11 protein-coding genes and 2 pseudogenes are annotated in these 16380 nt (G+C 68.0%); 7 read left to right on the top strand and 6 right to left on the bottom strand.

Annotated features, from left to right (window positions below; translation table 11 throughout):
* Positions 1 to 21 precede the first annotated feature (21 nt).
* The 3 genes from HW837_RS41560 to HW837_RS41550 are packed head-to-tail and all read left to right on the top strand — an operon-like array spanning position 22 to position 4378.
* Positions 22 to 2076: an ATP-binding protein gene (locus tag HW837_RS41560; protein ID WP_093789958.1), complete on the top strand. Its 2055-nt coding sequence runs from the start codon at positions 22 to 24 to the stop codon at positions 2074 to 2076.
* Entirely contained in the window at positions 2073 to 3254 is a 1182-nt protein-coding gene (locus HW837_RS41555; protein ID WP_093789957.1) for a hypothetical protein, read from the top strand. The genes HW837_RS41560 and HW837_RS41555 overlap by 4 nt, the downstream gene beginning before the upstream one ends.
* Positions 3251 to 4378 (top strand): nucleotidyltransferase family protein, encoded by a 1128-nt coding sequence (locus tag HW837_RS41550; RefSeq protein ID WP_045560362.1) that lies wholly within the window; start codon positions 3251 to 3253, stop codon positions 4376 to 4378. The genes HW837_RS41555 and HW837_RS41550 overlap by 4 nt, the downstream gene beginning before the upstream one ends.
* Positions 4379 to 4417: 39 nt before the next feature.
* On the opposite strand, the gene HW837_RS41545 is transcribed toward HW837_RS41550, so the two are convergent.
* Both HW837_RS41545 and HW837_RS41540 read right to left on the bottom strand, forming a co-directional pair.
* On the bottom strand, positions 4418 to 5569 hold the full coding sequence (locus tag HW837_RS41545; RefSeq protein WP_045560363.1) for an acyl-CoA dehydrogenase family protein: 1152 nt from the start codon (positions 5567 to 5569) through the stop codon (positions 4418 to 4420).
* A 26-nt stretch (positions 5570 to 5595) separates the two neighbouring features.
* Positions 5596 to 6486, bottom strand: a complete 891-nt coding sequence (locus HW837_RS41540) for an HAD family hydrolase (protein ID WP_159040934.1) — start codon at positions 6484 to 6486, stop codon at positions 5596 to 5598.
* A gap of 212 nt (positions 6487 to 6698) precedes the next feature.
* Between HW837_RS41540 and HW837_RS41535 the strand changes: the two genes are divergently transcribed.
* Entirely contained in the window at positions 6699 to 7154 is a 456-nt protein-coding gene (locus HW837_RS41535; RefSeq protein WP_045560365.1) for a PPOX class F420-dependent oxidoreductase, read from the top strand.
* A gap of 46 nt (positions 7155 to 7200) precedes the next feature.
* Here HW837_RS41535 and HW837_RS41530 read toward each other — a convergent pair whose 3' ends face one another.
* Positions 7201 to 8205, bottom strand: coding sequence for a ParB/RepB/Spo0J family partition protein (locus HW837_RS41530; RefSeq protein WP_052683021.1), 1005 nt, complete (start codon positions 8203 to 8205; stop codon positions 7201 to 7203).
* A 58-nt stretch (positions 8206 to 8263) separates the two neighbouring features.
* Positions 8264 to 9604, bottom strand: coding sequence for a condensation domain-containing protein (locus HW837_RS41525; RefSeq protein ID WP_078853713.1), 1341 nt, complete (start codon positions 9602 to 9604; stop codon positions 8264 to 8266).
* 374 nt (positions 9605 to 9978) lie between these two features.
* On the opposite strand from HW837_RS41525, the gene HW837_RS41520 reads away from it, so the two are divergent.
* From HW837_RS41520 to HW837_RS50155, 3 genes and pseudogenes are all read left to right on the top strand, one after another.
* Positions 9979 to 10122: a hypothetical protein gene (locus tag HW837_RS41520; protein ID WP_193381804.1), complete on the top strand. Its 144-nt coding sequence runs from the start codon at positions 9979 to 9981 to the stop codon at positions 10120 to 10122.
* A 260-nt stretch (positions 10123 to 10382) separates the two neighbouring features.
* Positions 10383 to 14078, top strand: coding sequence for an ABC transporter ATP-binding protein (locus HW837_RS49800; RefSeq protein ID WP_064744297.1), 3696 nt, complete (start codon positions 10383 to 10385; stop codon positions 14076 to 14078).
* A 61-nt stretch (positions 14079 to 14139) separates the two neighbouring features.
* A pseudogene (locus HW837_RS50155) lies at positions 14140 to 14286 on the top strand (restriction endonuclease); the annotation flags it as partial.
* Between the two features lie 220 nt (positions 14287 to 14506).
* On the opposite strand, the gene HW837_RS50150 reads toward HW837_RS50155, so the two are convergent.
* On the bottom strand, positions 14507 to 15097 hold the full coding sequence (locus tag HW837_RS50150; protein ID WP_313895660.1) for an AAA domain-containing protein: 591 nt from the start codon (positions 15095 to 15097) through the stop codon (positions 14507 to 14509).
* A gap of 166 nt (positions 15098 to 15263) precedes the next feature.
* Positions 15264 to 16240 (bottom strand): annotated as a pseudogene (locus HW837_RS41500) (IS110 family RNA-guided transposase); the annotation flags it as partial.
* Between the last annotated feature and the right edge of the window lie 140 nt (positions 16241 to 16380).

The following is a 16380-nucleotide window of genomic DNA, read 5'->3' as shown; positions in this document are numbered from 1 at the left end:
GTATCGCGAGAGGATCTGCCCTTGCGGGAACCGGAAAACGATCAGCTGGAATTCAGCCTGCTGGGGCCGCTGGAGGTGCGCAGCGGCGGCACGCCGCTGGATGCCGGACCGCCCAAGCGAAGAGTGCTGCTCATCCGTCTGCTCGTGGAGGGCGGCCGGACAGTGAGCACTGATCGACTGCGCAAGGATCTGTGGGGCTGGCACGACTCGCCTGGCACGGTGTCCTCGCTGCATGCCCATATCAGCAGACTCCGCGCGCTGCTGGAACCGTCACGTGCGCATCGACGGCAGGGCAGCGTGCTGGTGACCGAGCCGACGGGCTACGCCCTGCGGGTCCGCCCCCGAACGCTGGACACCGTGCGTTTCCAGGAGGGCGCGGACGACGCCCAGCAGCTCATGGAGGCCGGCGACATCGACGCGGCGTACGACCGGGCCGAGGAAGCACTCGGTCGCTGGCGTGGAACCCCGTACGCCGAAGCGGCGGACTACCGCTTCGCGGAGCGGGAGATCCTCCACCTTGAGGAGACCCGGCTGAGGGTCAGCCAGGTGCGGACATCGGCGTTGCTGTCGTTGCGCCGCTTCGACCGGGCCTTGTCCGGGGCGCGGGAGCTGACCACGGCGCATCCTATGGACGAGACGGCGTGGGTCCTCATGATGAGGGCCCTGTACCTGTCCGGCCGGCCGGCAGAGGCGCTGGATGGCTACCAGACCATACGGGCCCGGCTCAATGAGGAGGGTCTGGAGCCCGGTCCCGCTCTGCGCGCGACCCAGCTCGCGATCCTCCGGCACGACATCGACCGGATCGCTCCCGCGCCCCGGCAGCAGGTTGTCCTGTCGGCCCCTGCGCCCCGGGAGACGGCGGCCGGGTGCCGCCCGCGGCTGCCGTGCAGATCGGCGGAGCTGTCCCAGCTCGCGCGGGTGCTGGACGTCGCCCGGTCCGGCCGGGCGGCATGGGCGCTGGTCTCCGGTGAGTTGGGGGTCGGGAAGACCGGCCTGGTCGAGGAACTGGCCGCCCACGCCGATGCGCTCGGGATGCGCACGGTCTGGACTCGCGGCTCCGCGGAGTCCGACGCGGGTCAGGAGGCGGATCCGTTCCGCACCGCCGCGGAGATGCTGCGACAACTGCTCCCGGAGCGGCCCCTGTCACCGGACTCCCTGCCGCCTTCGACGACGGGTGGCCCCGGAGGTCACACGCTCGGCCACTTCAGGGCGTTCGACCGGATCGCCCGTGACCTCCTGCATGCGCTGGCCGACCGTCCCACCCTGTGTGTGATCGACGACATGCAACACGTGGACGCGGACTCCCGGACGCTGCTGACGTTCCTGGCGGTTCACCTTCGGACGGCTCCCCTCGCCGTCATCTGTGTCTCCAGGGATTTCGGTCAGGCCGGTCTCGACGGGTTCTCCCTGACGGTGATGCGCGAGGGCGGCTGCCATCTTCGTCTCGTGCCGTTCACCGCCCAGGAGTCACGCGAAGTGGTGCGCCGATGGTGCGCGTCGTCCCCCACCTCGCGGGTAGCGGCGGCGGACGACATCGACCTGATGGCGCGTGCACTGCATTGGCGCAGCGCCGGCAATCCCCTGTGGCTGACCGAACTGCTGCGCGCGGCCGACAACAACGGCGACTGGGCCGGTGAACGGATCCCGCGCGTGGCTCATCACATCCTCATGTCGATCGCACGAGGCCTCAGACAGTCCCTCCGGTCCTTCCTGGAGACCGCGGCGGTCATCGGGGAACCGGTGGACATCCTCCTGTCCGCCAGTGTTCTCGGTTGCTCGGCGGAGGCGGTGCTGGACCTGATCGAGGAGGCTCTGACCGCGGGCCTGCTCGTCTGGAGGGACGGTCAGGATTACGGCGAAGCGGGGTACCGCTTCACCTGGCCGTTGTTCAAGGAGGTGGTGCTCGCCGAGATGTCCCCGCTCCAAAAACAGCGGCTGCGGACCGCTTCGGCCGCCCGGCGCCTCGCCGACCCGCCCGGCGGACGGGCGAGAGCGCCGAAGCGCCGGGCACCCCGCTCCGTCCCCGAGGCCACGGTGCGCCTTACGCCTGCCCCAGCAATGGGGGAGCAGCGATGAGCGTCCACGATCAGGTCGTCGACCTGGCGCGGGGGGCCGAGCCCGTCGCCCTCGAATGGTTCGGCACCTCGCTGCGGGTCCACGTCCCTGTGCCAGAGACACTCCAGTACGTCGCCGACCATCACCGAGTGGGTCCGGCGACGGTCAAGGCACCGCCATACCGGTCAGCCGCCCTGTTCGCCGTCGCCGCCCCGAACATCCTGGATGAGCTCAGAGATCAGGCGGCACGCAGAACCGTCAGCCGACGCGAGTCCTTCAAGGGGGTGTGGTACGCCTACTGGGAGACGGCGGACGGTGCGACGATGGTGGTCGACGAGACGCACGCCTACCAGCACGCGCTGCTCACCCGTGACTTCACGTCGTGGGCGGTCGTCGGCGAGCGTCCCGAAGACCTCGGGTTGGTCGTCGCCCGGACGATCCGCGAACTCGTCCGTGAGGACCTGCTCGCCATGGGGGCCGTCACCTTCCACGCCTCCGCCGCTGAACTGCCGGACGGTACAGGCGTACTCCTCACCGGCGGCTCCGGGGCGGGCAAGACCACCACCGCTGTCCGGATCGGCTGCTCCGGCGGTCGCGTCATCGGCACGGACCGCTCCTTCCTGCTCCGGCACGCCGGCGAGTGGCTCGTCGTCGGGCTGCCGGAGACCACGAGGCTCGGGCTCGGCGGTGCCAGGACACTCGGCCTGCTCGGTCTCGTCGAGGGACGCGTCCTGTCGAGGGAGCAGACCCTGCTCGCCCGCGCGGGTGCGTCCGGAAAGGAGGCCAAGCTGACGTTGAGCAACGGTGAGATGACCGAGTTGCTGAACTGTGGGTACACCCCTGCGGCGACTGCCGACTCGATCGTCGTGCTCAGCGGATCGCCGCTGACCTCGGCAACGCGGATGGAGGACCTGGCCCCCGCGGAGGCGCACCGGGCGCTGAGAGAGCATCTACTGGCTCCCGACCCCGACTACCGCGTCCGCTGGCTTTCCCCCGACCCCGCCCAGGAGGACGCCGGTTCCGCGACGGCCGAGCTGTCCGCTCTGCTGACACGACAGCCGGCCAGACGACTCACCTGGAATCCGCAACTGCACTGTGACGAACGGGTCGTACCGCTTCTGACAGCGAGGACGGACATGGCTCCGTCCGCTGCCGCCCACCGCCCCGACCGCAACTCCGGCAAGGAGGTCATCCGATGACGACCGGGCCCGACACTGTCCCCGACGTACGCGGACCGAACGACGCCGTATGGGACCTGCTGGTGTTGGTGGCGCTGCACCAGGGCCTCGACGAGGAGCCGGACGAGCGCGTCGAAGTGCTGCGGCGGCCCGACTTCGACCACGGCAGACTCGTCGAACAGGCGATGCGTCACGGGCTGCTGGCCGCTCTCGCCCACTTTCTTCACCAGCACGGCCTGCGCCGGACCCTGCCGGCGCGGCTGCGCAACCCGGTCCTGTCCCAGCTGCTGCTCAACCGGCACCGGGCCCGGCTGCTGACCGCCGAGGCGCTACGGGTCTCGGCGGGCTTCGAGGCAGCCGGGATCCGTGCGGCCTGGACGAAGGGGGTCGTGGTGCAGTCCACCCTCTACGAGGGGACGGGCGTACGCTTGTACAACGATATCGACGTGATGATCGCACCGGCGGACCGGTCCGGTGCTCTCAAGGCACTGACCGAGCTGGGCTACGCGCCCTCGACCCGCTTCGATCCGGTCACCCAGGAGCTGGAGAAGATCTCGCGGGCGGCGGAGCGCGTCTACCAGATGTCGCCGGACCACCTCCCGCACGCGCACCGGCTCACCGAGGACACCTGTGTGCCCGTCGTCTGTGTCGACGTGGCCAACAGCTTCACGTGGCACGGCTGTCCGTGGCAGGTCCCGGTCGACAAGGTGCTGGCACGGATCGAGTCGACCCCGGTGGAACCCGGCACGACGCTGCCCGCGCTCTCCCCCGCGGACATGTTCCTCTTCCTGTGCCTGCATCTCTTCCGTGAGGGGTGGGTGGAGCGCACGATTCGGACCAAGGACGTGTCCCTGGCGCAGTTCGCCGACATCGCGCGCCAGTGGAGGCGCGCCTCGCCCGTGACCCGGGAACGCGTCGCGGAGGAGACACGGGAGTTCGGGCTGTCCGCTCCGATCGCCTGGGTGTGCGCCCACGCGGATCAGCTCTTCGCCACCTCGATGGTCGACGAGCTGGGCCTGCGGGCGACCGCGACCCGCGCATGGCTGGCGAGCGCGCAGGGAAGCTCGGGACTTGAGTTGCGCTGGCCCGGGGACATGGAGCGGCGCCTGCGGTCGGGAGAGGCCCCCGTGCTGTCCCCGCCGTGACGCAGGAGCGTCGGGTGGCCCTCTGGGGCACTTGCGGCGTCACACCAGCGTGACCGCGCGGTCGAGCATCGACAGTGCGCCGTTGGCGGTCAGCAGCCGGTCGTTCGCGTAGTTCAGGGCCGCTGACCGCAGGTCGCGGAAGACCCGTTCGAGAGGGATGGGTGAGTCGCCTGAGTACCCGGTGGACAGCCCGGCCAACTGCACCATGCGGTCGGCGGCCTGGAAGGTCAGCTCGGACGCCGCGAGCTTCAGGGTGTTGAGGTGAATCTGCACGGAGGGTGCGTCCAGCCGCTGACCGCCCTCGCGCAGCGTGCTCACCTCCTCCCGCACCTTGGAGAGGTAGGCGCTGACCAGTTCGAGATCGAGCCTGATACGGGCCACACGCTCCTGGACCAGGGGTGAGGAGAGGTCCGTTCCGCCCTTGTGGGCGGAGGCTGCGAGCTTGCGCACAAGGCGAGTGAAGGCGCCCTGTGCCGCGCCCAGCCAGCAGGCGCTCCACCCGAGGTGCCCGATCGGCACCATGCTGTCCGCGGCGACCTCACGGAAGCGTCCGGATTCGCCGACGACGTGGTGCGCGGGCACCTGGCCGCTGAGGCGCAACCCCACGCTGTGGGTCCCGCGCATGCCGAGAGTCCGCCACTCATGGGTCTGCTGGACCGACAGGTCCTGCCGGTTCGCGTACACGAGCGTGACCTCGTGCTCCCGCGCCTCCTGATGCGCTCGCATGGTGATGAGGAATCCGTCCGCGTGGACACCTCCAGTGACCACCGGTGCGTCCCGCTGGAGCGTCAGGAGCTCGCCGCGGTGCGCCAACGAGTCCTGGGCCGCCAGCAGATGGCCGCCCTTGTTCGCGTCGGTGGTGACCGACGCGAGATACACCTCGCCCGCCGCGACACGGGGAAGCAGTTCCGCGCACAGGCCGGCGTCGGCGTGCCGCACCAGCACATCGGTCTGTTGGCAGTGCATCGCCCAGATCATGGCGGTGGACAGGCATCCGGTGGCGAGTGAACGGGCGACCTTCACCATGTCGTCGAGGCCGCCCCCCATTCCTCCGTAGTCCGTCGGTACCAGCAGGCCCAGATATCCGCTCTCTCGCAGCGCATTCAGATTCTCCACCGGGAACTCTGCCTCGGCGTCCACCTTGGCCGCGTTCGCGGCCAGCAGGCTCACCAGGGCGTCGGCATTCTCCATCGGGGTTCCTCCCCTGTTCGGCGTGTTCACAGGTGTGGGCACCGGAGCGCACGGCCGTCGCGGTCGACACCCGCCGCCGTGATCGCCCGGTCGGCGACGAACCGGGCCAAGTACTCACCCAGGGGTCCGCTCAGCCGCTCATCGCTGTGCCGTGCGGCGACTTGGTCCGCACCCGGGACCGCCACGCCGAGGGCGGCCGAACCCAACAGGCACGCGTCGTTGCGCGCGTCCCCGAAGGCCACGGTGGCCGAGAGCCCGTGGCTCTCGCCGTACCTTCGCCGCACATGCTCGTGCACAGCCGCCGCCTTGCATGTGCGTTCGGGCCTCACCACAAGCGCGCCGAACGCGGAGATACGGTCGAGGTCATGGGGCAGACCGGTCAGCTGCTCGGTCAGGTCCGCCTCGGCCCCGAACACGGTGACGGCGACGGCGTCCTCCGCGCGGTGGTCGGCCGCGAGGGCCCCGGTCACGATGTCCTTGCGGCGGACGCCGTAGGCTCGCGCGTACGCCAAGGCGGCGCGACGCGAGACGGCGATCAGTCCGCTCGCCGTCTCCGTCACCGTGTGCGCGACGTCCGCGCACGCGAGGCGGGCCGTGATCTCGGCGGGCAGCGCGCGGGACACCGTCACCGAGTCGGCGCCGCGGTCCCACAAGACGTTTCCGTTGCTGAGCAGGAGCGGGTCGTCGAACATCCGCAGTTCTGGCGTGGACGGGTCCAGGGAGCGAAAGGACCTGACCGATCGACCGGTGACCAGCAGCGGGCGGAGACCTTGGGCACGCAGCCGGTGCAGGCCCTCGGCGACACCGGGCAGGAAGCGCTGCGATGGACCGAGGATCGTGCCGTCGAGGTCGAACACCGCGTACCGGAGGCGTCGGCTTTCCGAGGCAGCCGACGGGGATTCGGGTTCACTTTTCATCTCTTTCGGCAGCCCTTCTCCTGGCCGAGCCGCAATACGGACGACAGCACGTTGCGTGATACGGCGACAGCGCATTCCGCGAGCAATCAAATATCTCTGTTCTTGTCGTCCTCTTGCCGATCGATCGCGGCAAGAGGACGAGTCGGCGCAACGGAGATTTCTTGACTGCCGGTGCCCGTCGTGTTCCAATCCGTGTGCCCTGTCCGGCTGCAATGCACGAACTGGGAGACAACGTGAGCACGAAATCCACCAGAGTCGCGGTTCCGGAAAGCCATAGGGACCTGCTTGAACGTCCGCTCTTCGCTCATCTGGCCACGATCCGCCCCGACGGCACGCCTCAGGTGAACGTGATGTGGTTCGACTGGGACGGAAGCCATCTCTATTTCACCAGCACGACCGCGCGCTATAAACACCGCAACATCGTCCGCAATCCTGCCGTCTCCGTCTCCTTTCACGACCCGGACAACCCGTACCGGCACCTAGAGGTACGTGGAACCGTGGAGCGCATCGACCCGGACAGCGAGGGCGGGTTCTGGCTCGGCCTCGCGGCCCGGTACGGGGACCTCGTCGACGGCCCGCCTGCCGACGTCCTCAACCGGGTCGTCTATGTCGTGCGTCCCACGGTGGTCACCTCGTTCGTCCGCAGACACCCGGGCTCTGTGCGCTGAGCGGGACCGAGGGGGCGGCGCGGCCATGGCCCACCGCCCGCGAACCCTACTTCCGCGTCCCCACCTCGAGACGTTGCGCGAACGTGTGCCAGGTATCGGCGCATTGCCGGGCAAGTTGTGCAACATCAGATATACGGTGCGCGGGAATGGAGTTGCTCAGCCGCTCCCAGGTCTCCGGGCCCAGCGACTGCATGCTCAGTCCACGCAGCAGAAGGCGGCCGGCCTCCGTCGACCGCAAGGACGGGTCCCGGCTGAGCAGTGCCCAGGAAACGCAGAGTGGCAGCTGATCCGAGCCCGCCCGCGGTGAGGGCAGGCCGGCGACACTGTCCGTCTGTCGCACCTGCGGAGCCGGAGCGTCGGTCACGGCAGCCGGGCCGGTCTCGTCGCCGGGTTTCGTGTCCTGGGCGCTCTGGATCGTCTTCCGCATTCTGCGCACCGTGTTCGGCGAGACTCCCGCCGCCTCGGCCAGTTGCCGCAGCGACGCGCCAGGGTCGGAGGCGATCGCCATGCGGATGCGCTCGCGGCCCAACGCGCTGTTCAGGGGGCGGACCCGGCCGTCCCTGCCGACCCGGCGCCCGTTGGAGGGAACATCCCCGGCTCCCATGGAGCGGATCGTGCCGACCGTCTTCGGGGACACCCCCACCATCTCGGCTATGGCCCGGTCCGACCACTGCGGGTAGAGCGCGGAAACGCGTGCGACCGCAGCCCGTCGGTCGGCGCGCGACAGAGGCAGGCCGTGCCGGGTGTTGATCTTGACACTCAGTACGTACGCTTCAGCATCGCTGCCGTCAAAGAAGATGGCGGGGACGGTGTCGCAGCCCTTTATCCGTGCCGCTTGCACACGATGCATTCCGTCGATGATTCGCATCGTAGGCCGGTGGACCATGATGGGCGGAAGCGATGAGTCGCTTTCCGCGAGGGCCAGCGCGTGCTCCTCGTCTATGCCGCGGAGACGGGGCGAGTCGGCTGCCTCTAGGAAGCTGACCGGGAGTTCGACTACTGCGATCTCGGTGAGTTCAGGAAACCAGTCGGCCGTCATGAGATCTTTCACCACTACTCCGGTTGGGGCCCGATACGCCGCTCAAAGTGTCAGGGTTCGGAATTAAGCCTCAGAAAAGTCTCGGGGAAGTCAGGCAGTTTCTCGCGAATCGCAGGGGGGAATCGAGCGGCTCCGGGTCCTCCACAGCCACTCCGACCAGAAGAGCCTCGATCGCCAGCAAAATACGCTGAACAGGGATCTCCGGGAAGTACGAGTCGTGAACAGCAATCGAGAGCACCTCATTGCTGTCGCCGCGCAGGGCGAACGACAGAAAACGAGTCCCACCTTGATACACATGATCACGCGGTTCGATTTTGGTCTCTTTCACGAGATCCCGAATCCGACTTACTGCCCCGCCGTACGACTCTCCTTGCGTGGAGTTCCGCATGTCGTTGAATGAGAAGTCGAAATCTCTTTTGTACTCGCTGCCTTCGTCGAGTTCAACGAGCATCTGCTGAAGAGCCTGCTCGTCGTAGCGACTGAATCGGTAACCCTTGGTGCTTGCCTTCCAGGCGTCGTCGACGATGGCCTCAAAAGGCAGGTCGAGCGATTCGAGTATCCCAGGGGCAAATTGAACCAGCTCACCGACGAAGGAGCGCTCTTCCTGAGTCAAGCGATTGGAGGCCGGCAACGTGAACGAGGACTTGTCTCGCCCGATGAGCGCGCCGGCCACCACTGAAACAGCAGCCAGGTAGACCACGGACGCACTCTTGGCGTGCTTATTCGAGATGACCGAGACGGCACCCCTCAGCGCGCGAGAATCCATGACCGCCGACCGGCCCTCGTCCTGCGGCAACCTTTCCAGAACCGACTTCCAGTATTCGAGGGAGCGCGCGCTCTTCTCCTGCCACTTCGGTGATTGTTCCAGCTGCGCCCGGTCGATCGGCTGAGTCGAAGGCGCCGACGGACCGTCATGCTCCCCGGAAATGTGGTTGCCGAGCGCCACCCTCAGCGCTTGGCAACCATGACCGTCAACCCCGAGATGGGAAACCAGACAAATAAGGCGCATGGGGACGTCGGCGCAGGTCATTACGACGAACAGGGCCCCGAACTCGGCGGTGACATCGAAGCGCTCACCCTTGAAGCGGCGTATCACACTCCGAATATCGGCCTCTACCGTGGATTCCTCGGTTGGCATGACGAGGATCTCCGCCGATCCGGTCTTCTCGACCTTCTGGAAAGGTTCACCATCGGCACCCACTGGAAACGTCGTTCGCAGCGACTCAAACTCCTCGAGCGCCCATTTGACGGTCTCACTGACGTCATCGAGGCTTTTCCCGGACGGGACAGGATGAACGCACACGAATGGCCGGTGCTTGAAGTGAGACCCCCGCCAGGTCCTTCGTTGCGCCCACGTAAGAGGTGCGATCGCGCCACGCTTGCCCTCGAAGTGAACCGATATTTTTTCCATTTCGGATCCTCATGAACCGGAGACGTCTCTGAAGCAACCTTTCAAATGCCGAGTTGGTGGCATGTTACATCTAATCCGAACGGAAAGCGCTTGTCAATACCGTATTCACTTCAAGATCTTTCAAATTTTTACTAAAGTCTGGCCGTCGTGGGTTTGCCGTACGCCGCGTGAACTCATGCACCGCAAATCCGACATCGGTACCTCTCTGTACCTTTTGGACAGCTCTCCTTCTCTGCTGTGGGGGCGATCTTGGAAAGGCCCTCGCCACTGTGTAAGATCCCCATTCCCGTGCACCTGCCGAATCCCTGGGTCCCGGTGGGGGCATCGTCGAGTGATGGACAATCCTTCGACGGTAGATGGGAGGAAAAGCCGGTATGGCGGATACCTCGGCGGAGGTGTTCCTGCGTACCGGATTCCACCAGGTGCCGGTTCTCTTGAAAAACACGGCCGACCTCGGCTACCCGGCCCTGCTCCGGATGCCGGTCACGGAGCACGCCCTACCAGAACCGAGCGCCTGAGCCGCGTCATCCACTCGAACGGCGATGACCGGCGCTCAGTTGCGTACGCCTCCCAGCTTTCTGCCATGCCCGCCTCATAAAGCCCGCCAGCTATCCGACAGACAGGAGTACCAGTGGAGAAGACTGTGCTTACGGGGCGTCAGGCTGGACGCGGCGGTGGACGACCGTCCCGCCGAGCGCCGCGTCGCCAGGCGGAGCGCGAGTCGACGTCCGCTGAACCATCGGCCGGTCCTGGATGGGGCCGACGCCTGTGGGGATGCATGCTCCGGCGCCGCAAGGCACTGGCGCTCACCCTGCTGGGCGCGGTACTCGGCAGCGCCTCCATGATCGCCATGCCCATGGTCGTGCGGCAGATCATCGACGGCGCCATCCTTACCGGTGGGTCCGCACTGTGGCTGTGGCTGACCCTGCTCCTCGTGCTCGGGGCCGCCACGGCAGGCTTCGAATTCCTCCGCCGTCTGTCGGGAGCCCGCCTCGCTCTCGAAGTCGAGTTCGATCTGCGCAGCGCCATGCACAGCCGTCTTCAGTCCATGGACGCCGAGAACCTCGACCGCATGCCGACGGGGCAACTCGTCGGCAGAGCCAATGCGGACACATCCCTGGTCCAGGGACTGCTCAACTACTTCCCGTTCCTGGGCAGCGACGCGCTGCGGGTGGCCCTGGCGATCGGGGTGATGCTCGTCCTGAGCCCGTCTCTGGCCGTTGTCAGTATCGTCGTCGTGCCCATGGTGCTCGCTGTCTCCTACCGAATGCGCCGGAAGATGTTTCCCGCGACATGGGACGCCCAGCAGCGGGTGGGAGAGGTCGTCCAGACCGTCGACGAGGTCCTCAACGGGGTGCGGGTCGTCAAGGCCTTCGGCCAGGAGCAGCGGGAAGTCGAGCGAGTGGCCGAGGCATCGCAGGCGGTCTTCGGTTCCCAGATGCGCCTGGTGCGACTGCAGGCCCGCTACCAGCCGGTCCTGCAGGCCATTCCCGTCTTCGGGCAGGTGGCCATCCTGGCCTACGGCGGCTGGCTGGCGCTGCGCCACGAGATCACTCTGGGCACGTTCCTGGCCTTCTCCAGCTACGTCGCCCAACTCGTGCCCCCCGCCGGCCGGTTGGCACGCCTCCCCGTCATCGCGCAGCAGGCCAGGGCCGGTCTGGAGCGCATCTTCCAGCTCATCGACCTGCGTCCCGCCATCGCCGACGCACCCGGCGCGACGGAACTGCCCGCTCTCCGCGGCGACATCAGTTTCTCCGGGGTGCACTTCTCCTACCGGGAGGGAGCCGAGGTCCTGCGCGGCCTCGACCTGCACATACCGGCCGGGTCCCGCGTCGCCCTCGTCGGCCCGAGCGGGAGCGGCAAGTCGACCGCGGTGGCGCTGGTGTCGCGCATCCACGACCCGCAGCACGGTGCCGTGCTCGTCGATGGCCACGACCTGCGCAACGTCACTCTGCGCTCTCTGCGCAGTCAGGTCGGCGTGGCGTTCGAGGAGAGCTTCTTGTTCTCCGCGTCGGTTCGGGACAACATCGCCTACGGGTGCCCGCGCGCCGGTGACGCCGACATCGAACAGGCGGCACGCGCCGCGGGTGCGCACGACTTCATCATGGGCCTGCCCCATGGCTACGACACCGTGGTGGGCGAGCGGGGCCAGCGCCTGTCGGGCGGGCAGCGGCAGCGGGTGGCCCTGGCCCGGGCGCTGCTGTACGACCCCCGGATTCTGATCCTCGACGACGCGACCAGCGCGGTGGACGCCGCCACCGAGGAGGTCATCCACGACGCGCTGCGCGAGGCGACGGCCGGGCGGACCACCGTCCTGGTCGCGCACCGCCGCTCGACCCTGCGTCTGGCGGACCGGATCGTGGTCATGGACCAGGGCCGGGTCGTCGACGTCGGCACCCACGACGAGCTGGTGGAGCGCGACGCGCTGTACCGGACGCTGCTCGGGGAGCTCGACGGGGACGCCGCCGACGGCGGGACCGAGGCACCGGCCTCGCCGTCCGGCACGGACGCGGAGGCCACGGAGCGGGACGAGAGGCATCGGCCCGGCCAGGGCGACCACGGCCTCGGCCGCCGCAGCACGGTGGAAGTACCTCCCGAACTGCTGGACCGCGTGGCCGCACTCGACCCCGTGCGCGACATCGCGGCGGTGAACCTGGAGACGGAGGCACGCCGGGACCCCTCGTTCAGCCTGGTCGGGCTCCTATCGGAGTTCCGGCACCTGCTCCTGCTGGGCCTGCTCCTGGTCGTCCTCGACGCCCTGGCTTCAGTGATCGGCCCCTACCTGGTCAAGCACGGCATCAACAGCGGCGTGACGGCCGGATCCGAGGCCGCCCTGTTCACCGCGTCGGGCGTGTACCTGGTGGTGGCCCTGGCCGGTCTGATCGATGAGATCGCCGGCACGTTCGTGACCGGTAAGACCGCCCAGCGCGTCATGCTGTCCCTGCGGATCCGGATCTGGGCCCAGTTGCAGCGGCTGTCCCTCGACTTCTACGAGGGGGAGATGGCCGGGCGGATCATGACCCGGATGACTACCGACGTCAATCAGTTCGAGTCGCTGATCGAGAACGGCGTACTGTCCGCGATCGTCTCGCTCGTCACGTTCGTCGGCGTGGGGACGACGCTGCTCTTCCTCAATCCCGAACTGGAAGCCGTCATGCTCCCCGTCTTCGTCCCGCTGGCCCTCGCGACGGTGCTGTACCGGCGGCGGGGCCGCATACGCTACGACCGAGCCAGGGAACGGATCGCCGCCGTCAACGCGGACTTCCAGGAGAGCCTGTCCGGGGTACGTGAATCCCAGGCTTTCGTCCACGAGGAGATCGCCGAGGCCCGGTACCGGCGGCTCGGCCACGACTACGTCGCCGCCCGTCTCTCGGCCCAACGGCTGATGCTCGTCTATTTCCTGTTCGTGGAGTTCCTCTCGGACGCCACGCGCGTCATCGTCCTGGGCGTGGGCGCCGGAATGGTCGTGTCCGGGCAGCTGACCGCGGGCGCCCTGATCGCCTTCATCCTCTACATCGACCTGTTCTTCTCTCCCGTCCAACAGCTGTCGCAGGTCTTCGACTCGTGGCAGCAGACCCGGATCTCGGTGAACCGCATCGCCGAGCTCATGAAGGTCGACAGCCTCACCCCCAGCCCGGAGAACCTCGAGGAGACGGGCCCGCTGATTGGTGAGGTGGTCTTCGACGACGTGCACTTCTCCTATCCGACCAAGGCGCCCGTCTCGCCGGCCGGGCCACCCGAGGCGCTGCGTGGCATCAGCCTGCGTATCGCGGCCGGCGAGACGGTCGCCCTGGTGGGCGAGACCGGCGCGGGCAAGTCGACCCTCATGAAGCTGCTTGCACGGTTCTACGATCCGAGCGAGGGTGCCGTACGCGTCGACGGCCACGATCTGCGCGCGCTCGACCTGTCCTCGTACCGGCGGCGTCTCGGCTATGTGCCACAAGAGGCGTTCCTGTTCACCGGATCGGTCCGCGACAACATCGCTTACGGTCGTCCCGGGGCCACCGACGCCGAGGTCGAGGCGGCGACGCGGGCGGTCGGCGCCCACGACTTCGTCTCCGGGCTGCCCGGCGGCTATGAGTGCGAGATGGCGGAACGCGGCCGGTCCCTGTCGGCGGGACAGCGCCAGCTCATCGCCCTGGCCAGGGCCGAGTTGGTCGACCCCGTCCTGCTCCTGCTGGACGAGGCCACGGCCAACCTCGACCTCGGCACCGAAGCCCGGGTCACCGCCGCGATGCGGCGCGTCTCGCGCGGCCGGACCACGATCCTGATCGCGCACCGCCTGCAGACGGCGCGGACCGCGGACCGCATCGTTGTCCTCGACGGCGGCCGGATCATCGAGACCGGGCCGCACGAGGAGTTGCTCGCCAGGGGCGGGAAGTACGCCTCGATGTGGCAGGCCTTCGAAACAGCTGGCCACGCCGGGGGGAACACCGCGCTCGAAATGCGCGCTTTGCGTTCGCCGAGCGGATAAGAGGTCGTCTCAACTGGCTTGATCATCTTCGCACGACAACGGTGCCGATGTCGTCGGCCGTCTGCCGGATGGCTGGACGTCTGTTCTCCAGTGCAAGCGGTACGTGCCCAGCAGCACCATCGCCAGCCGTGAGCTGCGTGATCTGCTGGGTGCCAAGGTCCACTTCCAGGCCGACGTGGCGGTGTTTGTGACGACCACCAAGTTCAGCCGTCCCTCCGAGAGGTTTGCCGTCGAGCACGGTATTCTCGCTGTGCACCGCGATCACCTCGGCCTGTGGAACAACGGAGCGTCCCTGCTGGCGCTGAGCCGTGTGAACGGTCGCGGCCAAGGGGACTCCCGTCACCGGTCGCGCTGGAAGCAGGCCTACGGGAAGTGGCCGGCGCCCCAAAGCCGTTCACCGGTCACCGGGTGCTCGTGTCGTACAGTCGCTACGCCGGGTACCGCAGGGCGTGACCGCTCTCTTCGCCGTTGTCCACGAGCCGACGGCGGTGCAGCATCAAGCGTATGTGGCGTGCTTCGTCAGCGCCTTCGTCCGGCCCGCGGTCGAGCAGGACGGCCTGTGGACGGGCAGCGTCCTGGGTTCGTACCAGGACATCGACAGGGTGGCCGTGGACGCTCTCGCCGAGCGCTGCTGTCGTTCCCGGCTCTGTGGACATGACCTGATAGAGGCGCTGCAGCAGGTCGTCTCCCGCATGGTCTTCGAAGCGAGGCCCGGTCATGGTGGCGGCGTTCAGGAGCTCGGTGGCGACACCGCCCCACCTGCGCCACAGGTTCATGTCGCCGACCACGATGAGGTGGCTGCGGGCGTGGGTGATGGCGACGTTCCAGAGATTGAGCCGGCGGTGGACCCAGCCGATCGCGCTGTCGTGCATGCCTTCACCGGCGACAAGGGAGAAGACCATGACATCGCGCTCACCGCCCTGGAAGGTGTGCACGGTGCCGACGCGCACTCGTTGCCGGCCGTATTGCCTCAGCCGCGCGCGGAGTTCGTCGGCCTGGGGCGTGAACGGGGCGACCACGCCGATCGTGGCCTCCTCAGGCAGTGCCTCCAGCAGAGCACGTACGAAACCCGTCCACTTGGCGGATCTCGTCGTGGTTCACCCAGGAGCCGCCGTACGGGGGGTGCCTCTATGTCCTTCGCCAAGGCACCCTTGCCGGGTTTGGGGTGATTCGGTCTTGCTGGGGTCATGCGGCGAGCTCGACGTCCGCGGGTGTGCGGGGTTCGTAGAAGGTGCCGTCGCGGAGTATGGCGAACAGGACGCTGATGCGTTGGCGGGCGAGGCGGAGGAGTGCCTGGGTGTGGGTCTTGCCGCGGGCGCGTTGCTTGTCGTAGTAGGCGCGGGAGGCCGGGTCGGCGTTCATGCAGGCGAAGGCGGACAGGAACATCGCCCGCTTGAGCTGGCGGTTTCCGCCCCGTGGCGCGTGTTCGCCGTGGATCGAGGTGCCGGACGACTTCGTTGTCGGGGCGAGGCCGGCGTAGGAGGCGAGGCGGGCGGCGGTGGGGAAGCCGGTGCCGTCGCCGACGGTGACCAGCAGGACGGCGGCGGTCCTGACGCCGACGCCGGGCATCGACGTCAGGACCGGGGAAAGAGGGTGGGCTTCCAGCAGGGCGTTGATCTGGGCTTCCATTGCCCGGCGGTGGGTGTGGACGGCGGCCAGGGATGCGGCCAGGGAGGGGATGACGATGTCGAGGGTGCCGGTGCCGGTGCCGGGGACGACGACGGACTGTTCGTCGAGTGCCTCGAAGACGTCGTCGATCAGCCGCTGGGCCATGCGTGGGGCTTTCGGGCGGATCAGCTCAACGAGTCTGCGGCGACCGGCCCTGCGCAGGGCGGACGGGGAGCCGTAGCGCTCCAGCAGCCAGGTGACGGCCTGGTGGTCGAGGCGGGGGCCGAGGACGCGTTCGAGGCTGGGGTGGAACTGGGTGAGCAGGCCGCGTATCCGGTTGGAGGTGCGGGTGGCCTTGGCCGCGAGGTCCTGGTCGAAGCCGACCAGGACCGGGAGTTCGGCGGTGATCTCGTCGGTCAGTTCCAGCGAGCGCAGGGGGTGTGCGGCATGGTGCGGGCCGCGTCCGCGATCACCGCGGCGACCGTCGCGTCGGTCTTCGCCTCGCCGGGGTAGAGGTCGGCGATCCGGCGCATGGCCAGTCCGGGCAGGTCAGCACGGGCCGTAGCCCAAGCGGCTGGGAGCCAAGGGTACGGAGGGGGTCTGACATTGATGCTGATACTCAGGTTCCGGTGGTCGTGGCTCGGGGTCTGACTGACGCCCTGCTGGGCTGTCTTCCGGTTGTGCTGTCCGGCCG

The organism is Streptomyces caniscabiei (assembly GCF_014930365.1).
Taxonomy (GTDB): domain Bacteria; phylum Actinomycetota; class Actinomycetes; order Streptomycetales; family Streptomycetaceae; genus Streptomyces; species Streptomyces caniscabiei.
The sequence above is the reverse complement of the archived record's forward strand: the minus strand, read 5'-3'. Positions and strand labels throughout refer to the sequence as shown.

What these genes read in the sequence shown, in the direction of transcription:
- HW837_RS41555 (WP_093789957.1), top strand. Translation starts at nt 2,073, where the DNA reads ATGAGCGTCCACGATCAGGTCGTCGACCTGGCGCGGGGGGCCGAGCCC.
- HW837_RS41550 (WP_045560362.1), top strand. Translation starts at nt 3,251, where the DNA reads ATGACGACCGGGCCCGACACTGTCCCCGACGTACGCGGACCGAACGAC.
- HW837_RS41545 (WP_045560363.1), bottom strand. Translation starts at nt 5,569, where the DNA reads ATGGAGAATGCCGACGCCCTGGTGAGCCTGCTGGCCGCGAACGCGGCC.
- HW837_RS41540 (WP_159040934.1), bottom strand. Translation starts at nt 6,486, where the DNA reads ATGAAAAGTGAACCCGAATCCCCGTCGGCTGCCTCGGAAAGCCGACGC.
- HW837_RS41535 (WP_045560365.1), top strand. Translation starts at nt 6,699, where the DNA reads ATGCACGAACTGGGAGACAACGTGAGCACGAAATCCACCAGAGTCGCG.
- HW837_RS41525 (WP_078853713.1), bottom strand. Translation starts at nt 9,604, where the DNA reads ATGGAAAAAATATCGGTTCACTTCGAGGGCAAGCGTGGCGCGATCGCA.
- HW837_RS41520 (WP_193381804.1), top strand. Translation starts at nt 9,979, where the DNA reads ATGGCGGATACCTCGGCGGAGGTGTTCCTGCGTACCGGATTCCACCAG.
- HW837_RS49800 (WP_064744297.1), top strand. Translation starts at nt 10,383, where the DNA reads ATGCTCCGGCGCCGCAAGGCACTGGCGCTCACCCTGCTGGGCGCGGTA.